Source organism: Gemmatimonadota bacterium, from assembly GCA_026702745.1.
Classification (GTDB): domain Bacteria; phylum JAAXHH01; class JAAXHH01; order JAAXHH01; family JAAXHH01; genus JAAXHH01.
Window position 1 is genome coordinate 73,753 of sequence record JAPPBT010000060.1, and the last position, 19,540, is coordinate 93,292.

At 62.3% G+C, this 19,540-nt stretch carries 17 protein-coding genes; 8 read left to right on the forward strand and 9 right to left on the reverse strand.

All coding sequences use genetic code 11. The features are described 5' to 3' along the window. Positions 1-20 precede the first annotated feature (20 nt). On the reverse strand, positions 21-1,070 hold the full coding sequence (locus OXH56_09755) for a sialidase family protein (GenBank protein MCY3555592.1): 1,050 nt from the start codon (positions 1,068-1,070) through the stop codon (positions 21-23). 45 nt (positions 1,071-1,115) lie between these two features. Continuing rightward, complete coding sequence (locus OXH56_09760; GenBank protein MCY3555593.1) at positions 1,116-3,071, reverse strand: hypothetical protein; 1,956 nt, start codon at positions 3,069-3,071, stop codon at positions 1,116-1,118. Positions 3,072-3,324: 253 nt separating this feature from the next. On the opposite strand from OXH56_09760, the gene OXH56_09765 reads away from it, so the two are divergent. From OXH56_09765 to OXH56_09775, 3 genes are all read left to right on the forward strand, one after another. Beyond that, positions 3,325-4,167: an RNA methyltransferase gene (locus OXH56_09765; protein MCY3555594.1), complete on the forward strand. Its 843-nt coding sequence runs from the start codon at positions 3,325-3,327 to the stop codon at positions 4,165-4,167. Between the two features lie 364 nt (positions 4,168-4,531). Then, complete coding sequence (locus tag OXH56_09770; protein ID MCY3555595.1) at positions 4,532-4,891, forward strand: hypothetical protein; 360 nt, start codon at positions 4,532-4,534, stop codon at positions 4,889-4,891. A gap of 173 nt (positions 4,892-5,064) precedes the next feature. Next, positions 5,065-5,643 carry an outer membrane beta-barrel protein gene (locus OXH56_09775; protein ID MCY3555596.1) on the forward strand — a complete coding sequence of 193 codons (579 nt, stop codon included), beginning with the start codon at positions 5,065-5,067 and terminating at the stop codon, positions 5,641-5,643. A gap of 163 nt (positions 5,644-5,806) precedes the next feature. Here the strand turns inward: OXH56_09775 and OXH56_09780 are convergent, their stop codons facing one another. After that, positions 5,807-6,061: a hypothetical protein gene (locus OXH56_09780; protein ID MCY3555597.1), complete on the reverse strand. Its 255-nt coding sequence runs from the start codon at positions 6,059-6,061 to the stop codon at positions 5,807-5,809. A gap of 490 nt (positions 6,062-6,551) precedes the next feature. On the opposite strand from OXH56_09780, the gene OXH56_09785 reads away from it, so the two are divergent. After that, entirely contained in the window at positions 6,552-7,709 is a 1,158-nt protein-coding gene (locus OXH56_09785) for a N(4)-(beta-N-acetylglucosaminyl)-L-asparaginase (protein MCY3555598.1), read from the forward strand. 3 nt (positions 7,710-7,712) lie between these two features. Further along, entirely contained in the window at positions 7,713-8,528 is an 816-nt protein-coding gene (locus tag OXH56_09790) for a phytanoyl-CoA dioxygenase family protein (GenBank protein ID MCY3555599.1), read from the forward strand. A gap of 6 nt (positions 8,529-8,534) precedes the next feature. On the opposite strand, the gene OXH56_09795 is transcribed toward OXH56_09790, so the two are convergent. Together OXH56_09795 and OXH56_09800 are read right to left on the reverse strand one after the other, a co-directional pair. Continuing rightward, complete coding sequence (locus OXH56_09795) at positions 8,535-9,521, reverse strand: mannonate dehydratase (GenBank protein MCY3555600.1); 987 nt, start codon at positions 9,519-9,521, stop codon at positions 8,535-8,537. Between the two features lie 23 nt (positions 9,522-9,544). Beyond that, entirely contained in the window at positions 9,545-10,918 is a 1,374-nt protein-coding gene (locus OXH56_09800) for an MFS transporter (GenBank protein ID MCY3555601.1), read from the reverse strand. Positions 10,919-11,245: 327 nt separating this feature from the next. Here OXH56_09800 and OXH56_09805 point away from each other — a divergent pair, with 327 nt between their 5' ends. The 3 genes from OXH56_09805 to OXH56_09815 all read left to right on the forward strand — a co-directional run bounded on the left by OXH56_09805 (position 11,246) and on the right by OXH56_09815 (position 13,071). Next, a complete protein-coding gene (locus OXH56_09805; GenBank protein MCY3555602.1) occupies positions 11,246-11,830 on the forward strand; it encodes a cytochrome c in 585 nt (194 codons plus the stop codon). A 68-nt stretch (positions 11,831-11,898) separates the two neighbouring features. Next, positions 11,899-12,300, forward strand: coding sequence for a copper chaperone PCu(A)C (locus tag OXH56_09810; protein ID MCY3555603.1), 402 nt, complete (start codon positions 11,899-11,901; stop codon positions 12,298-12,300). Between the two features lie 12 nt (positions 12,301-12,312). Next, positions 12,313-13,071 carry an SCO family protein gene (locus OXH56_09815; GenBank protein ID MCY3555604.1) on the forward strand — a complete coding sequence of 253 codons (759 nt, stop codon included), beginning with the start codon at positions 12,313-12,315 and terminating at the stop codon, positions 13,069-13,071. Positions 13,072-13,108: 37 nt separating this feature from the next. Here OXH56_09815 and OXH56_09820 read toward each other — a convergent pair whose 3' ends face one another. From OXH56_09820 to OXH56_09835, 4 genes are all read right to left on the reverse strand, one after another. After that, positions 13,109-15,511, reverse strand: coding sequence for an ABC transporter permease (locus OXH56_09820; GenBank protein MCY3555605.1), 2,403 nt, complete (start codon positions 15,509-15,511; stop codon positions 13,109-13,111). 7 nt (positions 15,512-15,518) lie between these two features. Continuing rightward, entirely contained in the window at positions 15,519-16,625 is a 1,107-nt protein-coding gene (locus tag OXH56_09825; GenBank protein ID MCY3555606.1) for a sialidase family protein, read from the reverse strand. Positions 16,626-16,811: 186 nt separating this feature from the next. After that, positions 16,812-18,806 (reverse strand): phospho-sugar mutase, encoded by a 1,995-nt coding sequence (locus OXH56_09830; GenBank protein ID MCY3555607.1) that lies wholly within the window; start codon positions 18,804-18,806, stop codon positions 16,812-16,814. A gap of 28 nt (positions 18,807-18,834) precedes the next feature. Continuing rightward, positions 18,835-19,539, reverse strand: coding sequence for a DNA alkylation repair protein (locus tag OXH56_09835; protein ID MCY3555608.1), 705 nt, complete (start codon positions 19,537-19,539; stop codon positions 18,835-18,837). Position 19,540: the final 1 nt, after the last annotated feature.

The window sequence follows — 19,540 nt, forward strand, 5'->3', positions numbered from 1 at the left end:
CGGATATCGGTTGTCTGCTTTCACCCATCCATCAACCATGCCAGGTCGAACCGGGCAAGGGTGATCGTCTCGTAGGGATGGTCTTCTCCGCGCTCGTACAGGCAGGCGGCGGTCCCGTCCGGAAGCACGGCCAGGGATGAATAGGCGGCCGGTCCCGGATGCAGCACTTGGCTGTGGAGCCAGTCGCCTCCTCCGTTGCCGGAGAGACGCACGGTCAGGTTGCGCCGCTCCTCCCGGCTGGCCGGATTCGCGAACAGCAGCCGGTCGCCCTTGTCGGGATACCGGACGAGGGCCGCCTGGCAGATCGGTTCGATCAGGGTTTCGTCGTGGCGCTGGTCCCGCCAGGTCATCCCGCCGTCGCCGCTGACGGTGACCTGCCGGGTGCGCCGGGTCCGGTCGTAGTTCCGCGTGTTGAGCAGCACGTCACCGTTCTCCAGCTCGACGACGCAGCATTCGTTGACCTGGTCCACCAGCGTGGAACCGCCCAATTGCCAGGTTTCCCCGTGGTCGTCGCTGTAGACGACATGGGAGTAGTAACGCTTCGTGTCGGCCTCGATATGATCGCAGGGAATCAAAAGCCGGCCCGAGGAGAGCTGGATGCCGTTGCCCGGCCCGGTGGCGTACCACGTCCAGTCCGGTCGCTTGGCGGTGGCGGTAATGTCCCGCGGCGCGCGCCAGGTGCGTCCGTCGTCCTCGCTTGCCGTGACCCACACGGTCCGGGTGCCCTTGCTCGTCCCGTCGATGATCCGGGGTTCGTGGTCGATGCCCAGGTTGTGGGTCATCGTCAGCCAGACGGCCCCGGTCTCACGGTCGACCACGGGACAGGGATTGCCGCATGTGTTTCCCGCGTCCCCCCAGACCAATTTCTGGTCCGACCAGGTATGCCCGCCGTCCTCGCTGCGCTTCACCAGCAGGTCGATGTCGCCCGTATCGCTCCGGCTGGCCTTGCGGCCTTCGCAGAAGGCGAGGACCGTTCCCCGGACCGTCACGATGATCGCGGGTATGCGGTAGGTATCGTAACCGACCGTGCCGCTGGTCCACAGGACGGACTGTTCACAGGTGCTGCTCATTCGTGGTTCCCGGTTTGCGTCGATTCGTGTCGATTCACCCGGTTCTCAGTTGAATATGATATGGCCCGTTACCCCCGTCAAACCATCTATGATGACCCATAGTCCGGCGCTGACGAACTCGCCGAGGATCAAGCCCAGGAAGAAGGGCAGCATCTTGCGGTAGATGTCGATCCCGCCGAACTTGAGGATGAGCCCCTTGACCATCCAGGCCAGGAATATGGAGAACCAGGCGGTGAGGAGCGGTGCGGAGGCGCCTACGGGAAACCCGATGAAATGAAGGGGCCACCAGATGAACTTCTGCCGCAGGAACATCAACGCCCACATGATGGCGGCGCCCAGTCCGAAGAAGAACCACCGGCCGGCGGGTTCGGACGTGGCGGTGATGGTGGTCGCGTAGTAGTTGAACCGGGTTTGCTGGAGCTCCCCGAAGAACTGCCAGTTGAGATTGATGCCCCCGTATTCGTAGGCCAGGTACATGACCGTGTAGATCGAACTGGCCAGGCTGCAGATTATGGCCAGGCCGATGGCCGCGGTGAGCCAGCGCTGGTTCCGGAGCCCCGCGGTATCGGCCAGCTTCAGGCCGTTGGCCATGGAGGGCATGATGAGCGTGCGGGTGTGGGTGAACCAGAACTTGGTCAGCCCGATGGCGACCAGGTTGCGCGCGCCGAGGACGGGCCCGGTGAACCCGTGGATCATGAATTCCTGTGGATTGAAGGTCTCCGCGAAGAGGACGCCTCCTTCGGCCACGATCCGCGCGAAACCCACGTAGACCGCCAGCACGAGGATCAGCAGTATGATGGCCAGCCAGGCGGTCAGGCCGATCATCCACAGCCATCCGAGCAGGAACAGTACGCCCAGTCCGCCGCCGATCACGGTGAACCGGTAGGAGAGGGGTTCGTTGGCATCGTCCGGCGTGGCTCCGCCGCGAAACGCCTTGCCCAGGATCTCGCGGATATGGGCCCGGGCCAGCCAGAGACTGAAGAGGGCGAGGACCAGCAGGGCGCCGAACATCTGGTACTCACCGGGCAGCGTCGTACTGCCCGCCAGGTCGATGCCGAAGCTCGCGTTCGCCAGGTTCTGAAACCGGCCGATGAGGAAGAAGAGCCAGAGGCTGAAGGAGATCTCGAGGCTGAGCAGATAGGCGAAACCCACCAGCGGGAAGGACAGGTTTATGGGCAGCACCAGCTGGTTGCCGAAGAGACTGATCGTCTCCTGGAAGTAGATGGTGGGGAAAAAGTAGATGTAATTGTGTACGGCGTTCCAGGCGTTGATCAGGAAGGGTATGGCGAAACCCGCCCACATCATCCGGTTCCGGAAGAACGGCGCCAGGCGGGAACGGGCGCCGTCTTCGCCCGGATCGATCATCTCGGCCGGCAGCTTGACCAGGGGAAAGACCAGGCGTTCCCGCTCTACCCACTGCTTGCGCAGGATGACCGTGATGCAGAACACCACGAAGTACAGCACCAGGACGAAGCTGAGCCAGGCGGCGAGGGGCCCGGCCCACTCGCCCCACGGGATGGCCCCGCCCCGTGGAAGGCCTTCGAAGAACGATCGTACGGCCTCGGAATCCTGGGGCAGCAGCCAGGGCTCGACGTGGGGGGTTATGGTCTCGATCCAGCGGTTTTCCGGCGTGGCGTAGTACATGGACGCCATGGCGGGAAGCAGGACCTCGGTCAGTCCATACGACGGGATGGCCGACGCGATGAGCGACATGATGTAGACGACGGCCAGTTCGCCCTGCGTAAGGGCGTAGGCCGGGGTCCATGTGCGCAGCAGCGTGTTGACGATGCCGACGAGGACGGCAAATAGGAAGACCACGCCGATGGGCGTGAAGTTGCTGCCCAGGTACGAACCCTGGATGATCATGTTGGAGTAGGGATCGGCGACGCCCAGGATCAGCGAGCAGGCCATGCCGACGGCCACGGCGCGGGGCGTGACCATCTCCCTCGGCGTAGATACGCGATGGGCTTCCCGGGCTGCTTCCGGCGAGGTGACCGACATGGAGGAGCCTTTCGGGCCGGCGCAAAGCAGATGTTTCGCAGTCGGTTATCGGGGACGACCGGTGAAGGGAAAGGGTATAGCCGGTCGAAAGCCTGTGTCAAGGTGATTGTCCGCGGCACGGGTGCGTGGAGCCGGGGCGCGAGCGCGTGAAGTTGTGGCCCGGGCATGCGGGGCCGTGGCGCGGGCGCGCGGCATCTGAAGATCCGGAAGATAGGCTTGACGCTGTCCAGGTACTCCTGTACGGTTGTCAATCATGGCCATTACCAGTCTGCAGAATCCCCGGATCAAGGCGATACGCGCGCTCTCACGGCGCAAGCGGCGGCAGGAAACCGGGTTGTTCTTCGCAGAAGGCATCCGGCTCGTCGGCGAGGCGGTCCAGACCGGGACGGACATCGAAACCCTCGTCGTCGCGCCGGAACTGCTTCGAAGCGATTTCGGACGAGACACGGTGCGCCGGGCCAGGGAAGAGGGCGTCGAAATCCTGAAGGTCGGCGCCGAGGTCTTTCGATCCTTGTCCGGAAAGGACGGACCTTCGGGCATCGGGGTCGTCGCCAGGCAGCGATGGACCGCCCTGGACGACACGGGGGTGGGGCTGGAAGGCGGCGGTTCTTCCCCAAACGATGCCGCCGCAGCCGCCACTCTGGGCTGGGTGGTCCTCGAAGACGTGGGCAGCCCGGGCAACCTGGGTTCGATCCTGCGGACGAGTGAAGCGGTAGGCGGGGCCGGCGTCATCTTGCTGGGCGCCACGACGGATCCCTACGATCCGGAAGCCGTCCGCGGAAGTATGGGCGCCGTCTTTTCGCAGCAGATTGTCCGTTCCTCGCTCGAATCACTGATCCAGTGGAAGCGCCAGATCAATATCCCGATGATCGGCACTTCGGACGCCGCGCCGGCCGACTTCCGGTCCGCGACCTACGCCCCACCCCTCCTCCTGTGCCTGGGAGGCGAGCAGCACGGGCTCTCCAATGAAGCATTGGAGGCCTGCGACACGGTCGTACGAATCCCCATGGCCGGCCGGGCCGATTCGCTGAACCTGTCCGTGGCCGCGGGCGTAATGCTGTACGAGGTGTTGCACCAGGCCTGGGACACGCACTGACCTCTGCCGTTCACTTTCATTCCAATCCCCGAAAAATGTTGACATTTATGCAACTGTGTCATTTATTGAAATATCCAAGGTCTCGTACAGACCGCCACCCCTCGTAACCCGCTGATTAAATACTGAATCAAACGACGTCCGTGACAGGGGCTTCCCTATGCACTGGTCAATCCGTCTTTGCATGTTGGTGGTTTTATGCGTTGTATCATCGGTTGCAACAGCTCAGAGTTTGGGAGAACGGGTGAGGGTTACTACTTCGCCACCAGAAGCCCGTTTCGATGGATATGTACAGGAGAGTCCTTCGGACAGCTTACAGTTGAGGCTGACGGACAGTAACTTGCTGTCGGTGCCGCGGGAAGACATCGTGTTGCTGGAACGCTACATGGGGAAGCGGACCTATAAGAAACGCGGGTTTCTGATAGGCGGCGGGGCAGGAACAGCGGTCGGGATAGCAGCAGGTTTGCTGGCAGAAGAAGACTGCGGTTTTATTTCTTTCTTCTGTGGTACCAAAGAGAGACTCCAATCTACCGCCGTAATCGCTGGCTATTCTGGATTATTCAGTGGGTTAATTGGCATGACGATCGGCGCAGTAGTAAAAAGAGACCAATGGAAGGAAATCTCCAGCACGAGCACCAGCGGGATAAGGTTATCTCCGATGTTGAACGTAGTGTATAATGAACATTCGGGACAAACCCTCTGGGTTGGAATTCGCGCCCGGCTTTAATGTTGTTGTTCAGTTCAATTTGAACTCCCCAAAGAACGGAACTATACGCTTTTGGACTTAGTTGGACGCTATATGTGTGATTAAAAGTTACTGGCTAAGAACAGTGCTGGTTTCTGTAGTTTCCGCCTATTCCTTAGGTCAGTCTCCCTTCATCCCTCGTAAAGGAAAACGTGATGATAATCCGTATAGCGATTCTTTCCGCGCTGTTGTTGTTTCCTGTGTCCGCACATTCACAGAATATGGTTTCGATCAATGTGGGCGGCGGACTTGGACTGCCTATGGGCGACGGGTTGGATAATGCGAAGATAGGTCCGGCCATCGTTGCGGGCGTGTCCTTAGATATTAGCGAATCCGCCGCCATCGTACTGGAAGGCCAGTACAGTCAATACAAGCCGGATGACGACGTGGGCATCCCATCGGGCGTGGATGCCACTGTAAAACTGACAGGCGTCAACGTGGGCGCCAGACTCCAGACCCCGAGAGAGAACCCGGCGAGAGCATACCTTCACCTCGGCCTCGGATTAACGCGTGGGACCGGACAGACCAGCAGGTCCTTTGGGGGGATTAACGTTAACGCGAGTGATTCGGAAAACTCGTTCAGCTTCCTGGTCGGAATCGGCATGAAGTACGCCGTAACCGAAACAGTGAGCCTTATTGTGGATACCCGATACAATCACGCCCTGGATCATTTCGGTTCATCCACGCAGTGGATTCCGATTACGGCAGGGCTATCGTTCACGTTTCCAGGATGACCTGGGAAACGGAAAACGGGTATCTCCATTATAAACCAAGCGTCTGTTGCAAATGATCGTCTCGGTACTGTACCAGAGTGGGTGTGCGGAAAAGGCGCTTTTCTTCCACGATCTCCGGTACAGTGAGAATCTGCACCCTTTCGTAACTGTCGCCCTTGTACTGCTACGTACCGGCGTCGTCCGCCGCTTGACGCATCACCTTTGTCGGTTCTTTCAGGCAAATGAACCCGGCCAGGTGCGCCAGGTCATCGACCGACCGCGTGCCTTTCAGGTCTCGAACATCGGACGGTCGGATGTTTCCGCCCTTCACGCTGGATATTACCTTGCCCATATCGCCATCATCGAGGTCGCAATACATCACGCCGTCCACGCCCTTGTCCCCCGTCTTCTTAGTCGGGAAACCGCCTACACGTTCCACATTCCAGTGTTCAAATTGAATCGGATCCTACCTGAACAAGCGTTCGGCGGAATCAACGCTGTTCGGTACCCGGTCGTCATGTAGACGGTGTCGCGTTTCAGGTTGTACCAAATGTCGAGTTGATCCTCTCAAGTCTAAAAGCGTATAACTCCCCAAAGACAAGACAAATCCTTCCGGACCTCACGCCGCATACGCCCATTCGGCTCATGTAGCCAGACGGCCTCCTGACAACACTCGGTAAGCACGTGCGTCTTCCCGACTCACCGACCTCGGCTCTTTCGTGCTCGCAAAACTCGTCGATCCACCGTATTTCGTCCTCGTCAGACGACACAGTATTCGTCATCGATATGGCTGCGTGACGATCGGTATTACGGCTGATTGATCCAGGATCGCTTCTTTTCCTTGTCTTGGACACGCTGGCCGATTTATAATACCGGCCTGACTTTCGCACTCCCAGCACGCTCATCCTAAAAAACAATGAGGTCCACCCATGCCAGTTACCCGCCGCGCTTTTCTGGAAACCTCCGCCCTCGCGCTGACCGGCGTCGCCGCTGGTCATGCCGCGTCCGCGAAGGCCCACGCCGCACCCTTACCCACCAACCACGGCGCACCCGCGCCGCCGACCATTGTATCGTCTCGCAACGGGATTCGCGGGGTCAGGAAGGCCTACGAGATGATGACGAACGACCAGGCCGACCCGCTCGACGCGGTCATCGCCGGCGTGAATATCCAGGAGCTGGATCCGAACGACCAGTCTGTAGGATTGGGCGGGCGTCCGAACGCGGACGGCGTTGTCACCCTGGACGCTTCGGTCATGCACGGACCCACCCGGCGGGCCGGCTCGGTCGCCGCGCTGGAGGACATCGCCTCGGCGTCGCTGGTGGCCAAGGCGATCATGGATTACACCGATCACATCATGCTGGTCGGAAAGGGCGCGAAGCGCTTCGCCCTGGGCATGGGTTTCAAGGAGCAGAACCTGTTGTCCGAGGAGAGCAGGCAGGACTGGCTGCGCTGGCGGTCCCAGCTCAACCCGGACGACGACTGGCTCGACCACGAGGACGATATCGTGATCGACCGTCCGGGCGGCACGATCAACATGTGCGGCGTGGACGCCAACGGCGATATCGGCAGCGTGACGACCACGAGCGGCCTGTCCTGGAAGATCCCCGGCCGCGTGGGCGACAGCCCCATCATCGGCACGGGACAGTACTGCGACAACGAAGTGGGCGCCGCCGGTTCCACGGGGCGTGGCGAGGCGAACATCAAGGTCTGCGGCGCTTTTCTCATCGTGGAGTTCATGCGGCAGGGCAAATCGCCCCAGGAAGCCTGCCTGGCTACGCTCGAACGGGCCGTGGCCATGACGGAGGACCGCCTCCTGACGGACGACGGCCGGCCCATGTTCAGCCTGAACTTCTATGCCGTGGCCAAGGACGGCCGGTTCGGCGGGGCGACCATGTACCAGATGCCGGATGAATACCTGGAGTACTTTCCCGGACGGGACAGTTACGCCGTGGCCAACGCCGACGGCGCCCGGCTGGTACCCCTGTCGTACGTCTATGACAAATCGAAGATCCCCGCGCCGACGATGGAACGCTTGATGGAGCGGGTGGAAGAAAGGAAGTTGGAGCGGCAGAAGGAAGAAGGGTAAAGTATGACGCTCAATGACCAGCAGATCGCCGCGTTCCGCGAATCGGGTTACCTGTTCTTCGCAGGTTTGCTCGATGAAGAGGAAATGAGGACGCTTAGGGACGCGGTGCCGGACGTGCTCAGCCGGGAAGGACCGGAGGTGGTGCGGGAGAAGGACGACCCCACGGCCGCCCGGCTGGCTTTTGGGGCCCATACCTACTCCGAGCCCTTCGAACGATTGGCGCGGCTTCCCCGCCTGATGGACCCGGTCCGCCAGTTGCTGGGGGACGAGGTCTACCTTCACCAGACCCGGATGAACCCCAAGCAGGGCTTCGGGAGCGGGGCGTCGTGGACCTGGCACCAGGATTTCCCGTCATGGTACAAGGTCGACGGCATGCCCGAGCCGAATTGCATCATGGCGTCGGTGTTCATCGACGACTGCACGCCCGTCACCTCGCCTCTCCTGATCATTCCGGGTTCGCACAGGTGGGGCCTGCTGGACTCGGAACTGCACGAGGACGCGAAGGGCCGAGGCTACGATCTTTTCCATATCGACCAGTCGACGCTGCAGCAACTGGCCGACGAGAACGGCATCGAACCGCTGATCGGTCCGGCGGGTTCGGTCGCCCTGATCCACAGCAACATCGTCCACGGATCTGCGGACAACGTCTCGCCCTGGCGGCGAGCCATCTTCTACCTGATCTACAACGCCGTCGGCAATGCCTGCACGCGCGAGGTCAGGCCCTGGTACCAGAACAACCGGGACTTCACGCCCCTGGAACCGATCGGAGATGACGGGCTGCGGACCTACAGCGCCGCGCAGGCCACCCCGGCTCGCTAATCCGATCTAGTCCGCGGCATTTGCCGCCTGGATCGCCGCGTGGATGTACCCGTAGGCGTAGGCGAACCCCACCTGGCCCGCTTCGGGCCCCGAAATCCCGGGTACGTGGTCCGGCATGATCATGTACTCGTATCCCACTTCCTTGTAGGTACGCATCGCCTTCAGCATGTCGACGTCGCCCTCGTCGGGGAAGACCTCCACGAATTTGTTCAGCCGTCCCTTGATGTTCCGGAAGTGGACGTTGAAGATCTTCTTACGGGTGCCGAAGTAGCGGATTACGTCGTGGATCTCCTCCGCGGGGTTCTCCAGGCTCTCCGACATGCAGCCCTGGCAGAAGTTCAGCCCGTTGTAGGGACTGTCGTACAGGTCGATCAGCTTCTTGAAACCGTCCGACATGCCCAGCACGCGGGCGACACCACGGTACGTCCGGCCGTGCCCGATGCCCGGGTCTGACGGGTGGCAGGCCATCTGTACCTTGTATTCCTCGGCCACGGGGATGATCGTCTTCAGCCAGTGGTCGATGCGTTCCCACATCTCGTCCTCGTCGGCGGGACCGCCTTCGAATTCAGGCCGTGACTGGTCCAGCTTGTCGTAGTCGAAGGTCGACAGCTTCGCGCCGCCGCGGCCGTAACTGGGCTCGGTACGCAGGTGGCCCAGCAGGGTGATGTTATAGTTCAGTCCCCGAATCCCGGCCTCCGAAGCCATGCGCACGGTCTCGCACATGCGGTCCAGCGCGCGGTCCCGCGCATCGCTCTTGCCCAGGAAAATAGCGCCGGCCTCGTTGTGGAAGGCACTCGCGGAGCCCAGGGGGATATGGATCATCTCGAGGTTTATCCCGTACCGGTCGAACCGCTCGCGCTGGGCTTTCAGCAGGTCGGTCGTCCACTCGGCCCAGGGCTCCGACGGCGTCTGGTCCACGTTGAATACGCCCAGCTGGGCCAGGACCTCGATGTCCGTGTCATTTCTGCACCGGGTCTGCGTTCCGATGTACATGTATGTCCTCCATGGTTGGGTGATCAGGTCGCTTCTTCGGGTTCTTCCTGCATGGTCTTGCCGAAAATCCGAACGCGCTTGCCGGCGAGCAGGTCCCTCAGTTTGGTCCGGATGGCCCAGAGACATGCGAGAGAGGGGACGACCATCAGCGCCGTGATGACGAAAAAGGTCCCCCAGTCGCCATCGAGCCAGTCGACCATCGCGCCGGAGGACGCCGCGAAGAGGGTTCGTCCCGCCGTTCCGATCGAGGCGAGCAGCGCGTACTGCGTGGCCGTATAGGTCCGGTCGACGAGCATCGAGATAAAGGCGACGAATATGACTGTCGCGAAAGCACCCGTAATATCGTCCGCCACGACGGCGGTCGCGAACATCAACTCGGACTTGCCCGTCCAGGCCAGGGTGGCGAACAGCAGATTGGTGGCCGCCATGGCGGTCCCCGCCAAGAACATGGCCGGCACCAGTCCGACCCGTATGGCGAAGAAACCACCCAGCACGGTGAAGGCTACGGTGACGACCCATCCCAGCCCCTTGGAATAGAGGGCGATGTCCGACAGGGTAAATCCGATCTCCCGGTAGAAGATGAGGGACATGCGGCCCAGGAACGCTTCGCCGATCTTGAACAGGAAGACGAAACCGAGCACGGCGGCGGCGATGGCGAATCCGTTGCGCCAGAAAAAGCTCGTCAACGGATTGGCCACAGTACCCGCGAACCAGGCGACGACGCGCCCGAATCCGCTCGGCAGCGCCAGGCCGGCGGCGATCCGTTCGTCGTCCTCGGCCTGCGCCGCGATGCGATCGGCGGCGGTGGACTCCCGGACGAAGGCGAGGCCGATGTTGCAGAGAATAACCACCGCCCCGAGACAGAGAAAGGTGGTCTGCCAGTAGTCTTCGACGCCGGCGTTCTGCAAGGCCTGCGCGGTCTCCAGGGCGATCACGCCGCCCAGTTTGAACCCCGTCCACCAACCGACGACGGCCGTGGCCGCGCCGGCGGCCATGGATTCGGATTCCGAGGTGCCGATCTGCTCGATGCGCAGCGCGTCAATCGCGATGTCCTGGGTGGCGGACGCGATGGCGATGACGAGACCGATAGCCACGACAACGCTGAGGTCCGCCGTCGGCTGGGCGAGGCTCCAGAGCACCAGGCAGGCCAGGATGACGGCCTGAAGCGTAACGATCCAGGCCCGCCGGTGACCGAGCCATCCGGTCAGCAGCGGCAACCGTATGCGGTCGATCAGCGGCGCCCAGAGGAAGTTGAAGGCATACACGCCGAAGATCAGGCTGGCCCAGCCAATGGCCGTGCGGGAAAGCCCGTCTTCTTTCAACCAGAGATTGAGGCAACTGCCGATGAGCACCCAGGGGAATCCGCTGATGATCCCGAGCAGCAGGATGCGGGCCATGCGGCGCTCGAAATAGATCGACAGCGATTCCCTGAAGCTTCGCAAGGTGTCTCCCCGGTTGCGGTGCGTGCCCGGTCCGGCCGTGGGTGGGATGGGGCGTTGAAGACGACGGGAATGTATGCACCCCCTCATGCATCGTCAATTGAATTGCAGGGGATAGGACCATCGTCTCCTGGTGCCCCTGACCATCATCTCCCGCCGTCCTGGACCATCCTCTTCCGGCGCCTCGGACCGCCCGATCCAGTGGTGAATACGAAGGCGGTAGTCGTTGACAGGGAAGCGGGTTTCCCATAGGATAGAAACATGTTTTCAGTTGGGACTACGTGGTTGAAACTGTCACGGGCGCTTCGGCTTAGGGGCGGCATGCGGCGCTGGGGCGGCAGATGGCATCGGGGCGGTCCATGGTTCGCCGCCGGCATGTGGTTCGTCGTCGTGCTGCTGCTCCTTTACACTGGATGCGGCTCGTCCGGTTCGGACACGGAGCCAGCGGACCCGGATGACAGGGAGGCCGTTGCCCGGGCGTTCCTGGCCCAGCTGGTCGAAGGCACGGTCACGCCGGGGACGATCGGCTTCCACGAGATCCCCTGGGAGTTCGTGCAGGATGGAAAGGCGCTGTATGTCCGGTACGGCTGCACCGTGTGCCACGGTATGGACGGTCATGGCGACGGACCGATTTCCTACACGCTGAAACCCCCGCCCCGCGATTTCCGGGACCCGGGGGCCTACCGCATCGGCCGCGACGTGGTCACGATCGCCCGTACGCTCAGGGACGGCATGCCCGACAGCCCGTCCATGGTACCCTTTCCCCATATCAAGGACGAAGAGCGCTTCAAGATCGCCATGTACGTGGCTTCTCTTCAGCCGCCCTCAGACGCGCCGTCATTCTATGAGTCGCCCGCGGACGCGCCTTAACCTTAACCCTGGTACTCAATATGACGATCAAGACTATTCATGGATGTGTTATAGGTATCTGGATACTGATGGTGATCATCACGACCGGATGCCAGCCGGCGTACGATATGGAGATCGACGGCGCGTGGGTACGGGCCACGCCGCCGGACAGGGACGTTACCGGGGCCTACCTGGTGATCCGGAACCGGTCGGACCAGCCCCGGGAACTGCTGGCCGTGGAGACGCCGGCCGCGGAGTACGCGGAACTGCACACCATGCGCCAGGTCGACGACATGATGGAGATGGAGAAGATCGAAGGCGTGATGGTTCCGGCGCAAGGCGAGGCGGCATTGATACCCGGCGGAAACCACATCATGTTGTTCGGCGTGAAACGGCAGCTGGCGGAAGGCGACTCGGTGTCCCTCACGCTGCGCTTCGACGACCAGTCGACCCGGACGGTCACGTTCGAGGTGCTGAAGAGCCGTCCGTAGGAAGGTGTTCCATTGGGTGCAAAGAAGCCTGGTCATCAGTTGTATCAGTCGACGATCTCGAACCTCACCGGCCTGGCCACCCGCACCGGTCTGGTCACCCTGGTCGGTCTGGCCACCCTCACCGGTCTGGTCACCCTGGTCGGTCTGGCCACCCTCACCGGTCTGGTCACCCGTACCGGTCTGGCCATTCTGTCCGCCGCGGCCCTGCTGCTTTACTCCGGCTGCCGCGCAGAACCGCCGCCACCGCCGCAGATCGACATCCCCGAACTCCTGGACTACGGCGAGCGGTTCGGCGGTGATTTCACGCTGACCGACCAGGACGAGGAGCGGTTCAACCTGTCGGAGTACCCCGGTGACGCCTTTCTGATCTTCTTCGGCTATACCTACTGCCCCGACGCCTGTCCACTCATGCTCTCCATGCTGGCAGCCGTCTACGATGTGCTCGATCTCGAACCCGGCCAAGACGTGCGTACGATTTACATCACCGTCGATCCATTGCGCGACACGCCGGAGCAGCTCAGGGAGTACCTGGCCTACTTCTCCACGGTGGACGTCCGCGGTCTCACGGGATCGCGGGAGGAGATCGACGCGGTCGCCGAACGGTACGGTGTGCTGTACAAACTGCAGGAGCCGAACGAGGCGGGTCACTACCTGGTGGCCCACACGACCACCCTGTTCCTGGTGGACCGGGAAGGTCGCCTGCGCTACCGGTTCCATCCGAGCGACCCCCCGGAATACATCGCGGCAGGAATAAAGCTGCTCTTCGAATAGTCTGGGAAACCTTTGTTGCGGCCCGCTGAACCCATTCCTAATGATCGCGGCGCAGGGCGTCGACCGGGTTCATGGCGGCGGTCTGCAGCGTCTGCGAACTGACCGTCAGCCACGCGATCAACAGCCCGAGAAGCCCGGCGGCGGGGAACAGCAGCAGCGAGACCTCGGTATGATAGGCGTACTGCCGAAGCCACTGCTGCATGACGAGGTACGCCACCGGCCAGGCGATGACGTTCGCGATGACCACGAGGACGGTGTACTCCCTGGACAGCAGCAGGACAAGTTGACGTGCCGATGCGCCGAGGGCCTTTCGTATGCCCACCTCGCGCGTACGTTGTTTCGCCGTGAAGACCGCCAGCCCGAACAGGCCGAGGCACGCGGTGAAGACCGCGAGGCCGGCGAACATGGTCACGAGCCGGCCCAGCAACTGATCCGAACGATAGAGCCGGTCCACGTCCTGGTCGAGGAACGAGTAGGTGAAGGGGATTTCCGGCATGGATGCCTTCCACATGGATTCCAGGTCCCGCAGGGTCTCGCCGGGATCGCCGGGAACGAACCGCACGGCCCAGTAGCCGGAACCGCCGAAGGTGAAGATCACCGGCTCGACCCGCTCGTGCAGCGTCCTTAAGTGGAAGTCGCCCACTACCCCGACGACCTGCAGTTCATTGTTCCTCATTCGTACAAACCGGTCCATGGCCTCCGCGGGCGATTCCCAACTCAGGCGCCTGACCGCCTCCTCGTTGAGGAGACATCCGGTCGATCTTCCCCATCCTCCTCCATCCGGACCCTCAACCCACTCGAAGTCCCGTTCCCACGAAATGTCCCTGCCTTCCAGCAAAGTCAGGCGAAGCGTCCGGACCATGCCTCCTTCGGTATGGATATGCTGCATCTCCACGGTGCCCGCCGCCGGATCGTCGACCCGGTCCACGGGAAGGATGGGCAGCCTCCCGCGGCCGGCCGCGCGGCCGGGCATGTAGTTCGCCCCGGAGACGCTGACCACGCCGGCATGCTGCGGGTATCGGTCCCGTATCAGGTCGAAGTCCATGCCTTCGAGATCGGGCAGGATCACCACGTGTTCCTTCTCGAATCCCAGGTGTTTCTCCCGCATGTACTCCAATTGCAGGTACACCGTTCCGGTGCCGATCATCAGCAGGATCGCCATGGAGAACTGGACGATCACGAGGGCTTTACGCAGGTTCACGGCACCGGTACTCGATGATCCACGGAAGATCATCGCGGGACTGATGCGGGACAGCAGCAGGGCGGGGTAGGCGCCGGCGAGGAGGCCGGCGGAAAGGACGATGACCGTACCACCCAGTACGGACCAGGGTTCCAGGGCGGGCATGGAAAGCACGTGGCCCGTCATGGACCTGAAAACGGGCAGGATCACCCAGACGGCAACCACGGCAACGAGGAACGCAACGGCGCTCAGGAGTATGGTTTCGCCGAGGTACTGCCGGACGATCTGGCCCTGTGTAGCTCCGGAGACCTTGCGCATGCCGATTTCGCGGGCGCGGGTAATGGACCGGACGATTGCCAGGTTCGTGAAATTCATGCAGGCGATCATCAGGATGAAGACCGCGATGGCGATCAGCATCCAGATGAACGAGACGTCGCCGTTCCCCTCCATTTCCAACTCCAGTTGAGAATAGAGATGGATGTCGAAAAGCGGCTGCAGCGCATAGGTGTGCGTAAAGGCCGTTGCCCGTTCGACAGCGTCGACGTGTTCATCCAGCCGCGCCTGCAGCAAGGCGCCGATCCCGTCGGGTGAAGCGCCTTCAGGTATGAGCAGGTACGTGTAGTACTGGCTGTTGGCCCAGTTCGTCAGCAGACGGATCGGATCGCCCCGTCCCGTCGTGGTGGCGATGGAGACATAGAAATCGGGGTGATAATGGGCATAGGGCGGAGGGTCCTCCATGATCGCGGTGATCGTGAAGGGAAACAGGTGGTCTCCTGTAATCATTTTGCCAATGGGGTCGGCATCCCCGAAGTACTTGCGGGCCATGGACGCGCTGATGATCATGGTATTCGGCGCCGTGAGCGCGGATTCCGGATTGCCGCGCACCAGGGACACATCGAACACGTCGAAGAGGTTGCCGTCCGCCCAGTAGACCCGCTGTTCGTAAAATTGCTTTTCCTCGGTCGTGAACAGCCAGGTCCCCACCGTCGCCCGGATGCGCAGTACTTCCTCCACTTCGGGGAGTTGGTTGCCGATGAAGTCGGCCAGGATGCCGGGCGTCCGCGCCGTGCGGTCCGTCACCACACGGTAGATGCGGTCTCCCCGCGTATTGTGCCGGTCGTAGCTCAACTCGTCGCGGATGTACAGGAGGATGACCAGGCAGCAGGCCATGCCGATGGCGAACCCGATGACGTTGATCGCGGCATGGGACCGGGACGCGAGGATGTTCCGCCAGGCGGTGAGAAGGTAGTGTCCGATCATGATCGCCTCATGGTGCCAGACGGCTCCAGTGCACGTCCATTGCGGCTTCGGTTCCCGCATAGTAGACCACCATGACCGTGCCGTCGGACAGGGCTTCCGCGTAGGGCAGGCCGAAGGACCACACCGAGAAGCCCAGGGCGCCCTTGGGATCTTCCTTCGGCGCCTCGTGGGCGTACAGGGTCACCTCGGATTCCGGACGGAAGACGCCGTCGATGGACGGCGCGACGCGGGCCTTGATGGACTGAGTCTGGAAACGGTCCACCCAGGCCAGGACGACGCGGCCGTCCGGAAGCACCGCGGGGTGGGCCGCCTGGTCGGTGACGCCGATGTCCTCCGGGTCCGACCAGGTCCGGCCGCCGTCGGAACTGATACGGCGGTGGATGTTGAGGTAGGATTCCGTTTCGGTATTGTAGGTCCACGCGAATGCGCCGATCCGGCCGTCCGGCGCCACGGCCGACCGCAGGTCCCAGTTGAAGATCAGGCCCGTCGGGTCGAACCCGATGTTCAATGGTTCGCCCCAGGTCCTTCCCTGGTCCGTGGAGTGGAAGGCGACGACCCGCTGGTACCATTTCGAGGTGTCGAGGTAGTGCTTGTTGGTCTCGATGGTCATCACCAGGGTATCGTCCGGAAGCTGCATGACCGGATTGGTCAGGCTTGCGGGCCCGATCTCCTCCGGCATGGGCACTTCGCGCCACGCCGTCCAGGTATCTCCGCCGTCCTCGGAATCCGCCAGGAGGATCGACATGGGCACGCATCCCTCGGTCTCCGGATTGAAGAGTCCCGGGGCGTCGGGATAGGTCTCGCGGTCGATCCACATGGATGCGGCGATGATCCGGCCGGGCGCGAGTTCCGTGAGGTAGACGATCTTGACTGTTCCCCGGACGCCTCGCAGCAGGGGGGATTCGAAGGGCCGTTCGGGCGTGGTCCAGGTCTGACCGAGGTCAGAGGACCGGCTGACTTCGATCACTTCGTCCGCGCAGTCCTTGGTCGTGCCGCTGTGCCAGGTGGCGATCAAGGTGCCGTCGGACTTGCCGAGGACGGCGGGAAAGGTAAGGTTGGCGCGGTCGGTGCCGGGCACGCTGCGGCTGAGGACGCCGGAGTCGATGATGCGCATGGGAATGAAGCCTTTCGAGTTGAGTTGATTATCCTGCCCAGGGATGGGTGCTGCCCAGGGTCGGGTGCTGCCCAGGGACGGGTGCTGCCCAGGGACGGGTGCTGCCCAGAAACGTTACAGGTTTTGGCCGGTTCGAGCGGGACAGGGCCAGCGAAGAGCGAGTCCGAACGGGTCCGAACGGGACCGTTACACGCCTTCGCACCATTCAATCATTGCATCGAGCACGGATTTCGCCAGACAGTCGATCGCGTGCCGGGAACCGTCCATGTCGCGCGTCGAGATTCGTGTTCCGCCCAGGTCGACCGATGACGCGGAAACGTAGTACTTGATCGTGGGCTCGGTACCCGAAGGACGCACGATCACCCGTGTGTGGCCGGCTTCTGAGAAGGTGAAGACCAGGATATTCACCTGTTCGCCCGCGACGGACCCGGTCGTACCCGAACGCAGGTCACGCACCTGACCGCTCAGACGGTCGATCACGCGGCATACGGCCCGTCCGCCTATGCGCTCCGGTGGTGCCGAACGCAGGGCGGCCATGATGTCTTCGATCCTGCGCGCCCCTTCCGCGCCGGGCAGGGCGACCGACCGTTGAACTTCCCTGAAATACCCGTAGGTCCGGTAAATACCGTCCAGCTCGTCGCGCAGGGTCCGGTTTTCTCGCTTCGCCCGGGCGGAAAATTCGGCAAGCAGGATGCCGGTGGCGGCCTCTTTGTCCCGGATCCGCGCGTCCGCCAGGTAGCCGTGGCTTTCCTCGGTGCCGAACACGAAAGACGTACCCTCGGGCAGGCGATCGATCACTGCGCCCACGTGCTTGAAGCCGACAGGGAGGTCGTCCACGACTTCCAGTCCGTAGGACCGGGCGATGAGGGCGGCCAGGTCGGAGGTCACCGCCGTCTTGCAGAAAAGACCCCTGGGGGGCAGTGCTCCCGCCTCCTGCTTTCGACTGAGTAAATAGTGGCAGAGGAGGGCGCCGATCTGGTGACCGTTCAGTACGAGGTCCCCTTCCGACGCCTCCCATCCCCGGTCCGGGAGTGGAAGCGCGCAGCCGATCCGGTCGGCGTCGGGGTCGCTGGCCAGTAAGAGATCGGCGCCGGTTTCCGCGGCCTTTCGAATGCCCAGCCGGAAAGCCGACGGTCTTTCGGGGTTCGCGATACCGTCTTCGAGCGTAGGGAACGCACCGTCCGGCGCGACCTGCTCTTCTACGTAGTGCACATCCCGGTAACCCAGTTGCTCCAGTGCCGCGCCTACCGATGTCATGCCCACGCCGTGCAGGGGGGTATACACCACCCGCACGTCCCGCGCCTGGTCCAGCGACAGGTCCGCGAGCACGGCAATATACCGTGCGTCCACCAGCGGGTCGACAGTCCGGATCAGGCCCCGCTCGATTCCTTCGTCGAACGGAATGTGCCGAATCTCGTCGACGCGGCGCATTTCCCCGGTAATGGCCTCGTCATGCGGCGACACCACCTGGCCGCCGTCGGGACCGTACACCTTGTAACCATTGTCTTCCGGCGGATTGTGACTGGCGCTGATCACGACCCCGGCCGCGGCTCCGAGTTCCCTCACCGCGAAGGAAAGGGCGGGGGTCGAGCGATAGCCGTCGAAGATCAGCACCGGTACGCCGTTGGCGGCGAGTACGCGGGCCGTTTCCTTCGCGAATGTCTCCGAGTTGTTTCGCGTGTCCCACGCCACGACGATGCCTGTGCCGGTCCGACTTCCGAGGGTTCGGTTGTGCGAGCCTTCCGGCCCACTGCCGAGGTCCCGACGGTGCTTGCCGTCCGGCCCATCGCCGGCCGGCTCATCCCCGTCTGGCCCATCGCCGGCCGGCTCATCACAGTCTGGTCCATCCCCCGTTTGCTCAGAACCGCCCCTCATCCTGGAGACATACCGCGCCAGTCCCTGTGCCGCCCGGCCCACGGTAAGAGTATTGAACCGGTTCGGGCCCGGTCCCATCCGGCCGCGCATGCCGCCCGTTCCGAAGGCGATGGCCGAACCGAATGCGTCTTCCAGTTCGTCGGTGTCCCCGTCATCGACCAGTGCACGAATCTCATCGACGAAGGCTTCGCATGCCGGGTCGTCCAGCCAGCAGACGATGGCCTCGCCCGCCGTCCGGGAAAGCACGCCTTCGCCGATCCACGCGTTGATTTTCTGGACGGCCTGATCATCCACTTGCTCATTCATTCGTGAACTCCAACGGAGGTATGCAAATCTACACCTCGCCCCTCAGGTATCTTCCTCTTTCCTCCTTCGGGAACCGCTCTATCGCGTAACGCAGCATCGTGCGGGGCATGCGTCGGTAACGACTCTTCAGAAACTTCCGCTCAATGGGCAGATCCCGCTTTCCGATCTCCCTGAGCATCCAGCCCACGGCTTTATGGATCAGATCTTCGGCGTCGTTCAGCAGGCGCTCCGACAGTTTCAGCGCATCGGCATAATCGTGCTGCCTGATGAAATGCAGGCAGGCCATAATGGCCATTCTGCGTTCCCAAATCGACTCCGATTCCGCCAGTACGGAGAGCGGTTTCCTGTCCCGCGCCTCCAGGTACCCGCCCAGAATGGGATGGGCGGAGCAGTCGACGAGATCCCAGTTGTTGATGAAGGCCGTATGACCAAGATACGTTTTATAGATCGTCCTTCTCTCCGGCTCACCGCTCTTGTTGAATCTCATGACCAGCCAAAGCAGCGAAAACATACGAACTTCGTGAAAGGGAGACACCAGCAGACGCAGGGCCTCGCCCATGGAGAGATCGCGGTATCTGCGCACCTGGGCACGTATCACGGGAATCCTGATCCCGAGGAAACGATCTCCTTCGCCGTACTCTCCCGGACCGGTCTTGAAAAACCGCTGCGAATGGGCGGCGATCGCGGGATCGCCCAGTGCCTCGAGGACGCCGAGTATTTCCTGCGAATTCACG

Bases quoted from the DNA above. Each gene is read 5' to 3' on its own strand.
- OXH56_09810 (MCY3555603.1), top strand. From the start codon at position 11,899: ATGGTGATCATCACGACCGGATGCCAGCCGGCGTACGATATGGAGATC.
- OXH56_09785 (MCY3555598.1), top strand. From the start codon at position 6,552: ATGCCAGTTACCCGCCGCGCTTTTCTGGAAACCTCCGCCCTCGCGCTG.
- OXH56_09760 (MCY3555593.1), bottom strand. From the start codon at position 3,071: ATGTCGGTCACCTCGCCGGAAGCAGCCCGGGAAGCCCATCGCGTATCT.
- OXH56_09765 (MCY3555594.1), top strand. From the start codon at position 3,325: ATGGCCATTACCAGTCTGCAGAATCCCCGGATCAAGGCGATACGCGCG.
- OXH56_09800 (MCY3555601.1), bottom strand. From the start codon at position 10,918: ATGGCCCGCATCCTGCTGCTCGGGATCATCAGCGGATTCCCCTGGGTG.
- OXH56_09775 (MCY3555596.1), top strand. From the start codon at position 5,065: ATGATAATCCGTATAGCGATTCTTTCCGCGCTGTTGTTGTTTCCTGTG.
- OXH56_09755 (MCY3555592.1), bottom strand. From the start codon at position 1,070: ATGAGCAGCACCTGTGAACAGTCCGTCCTGTGGACCAGCGGCACGGTC.
- OXH56_09825 (MCY3555606.1), bottom strand. From the start codon at position 16,625: ATGCGCATCATCGACTCCGGCGTCCTCAGCCGCAGCGTGCCCGGCACC.
- OXH56_09830 (MCY3555607.1), bottom strand. From the start codon at position 18,806: ATGAATGAGCAAGTGGATGATCAGGCCGTCCAGAAAATCAACGCGTGG.
- OXH56_09790 (MCY3555599.1), top strand. From the start codon at position 7,713: ATGACGCTCAATGACCAGCAGATCGCCGCGTTCCGCGAATCGGGTTAC.
- OXH56_09820 (MCY3555605.1), bottom strand. From the start codon at position 15,511: ATGATCGGACACTACCTTCTCACCGCCTGGCGGAACATCCTCGCGTCC.
- OXH56_09795 (MCY3555600.1), bottom strand. From the start codon at position 9,521: ATGTACATCGGAACGCAGACCCGGTGCAGAAATGACACGGACATCGAG.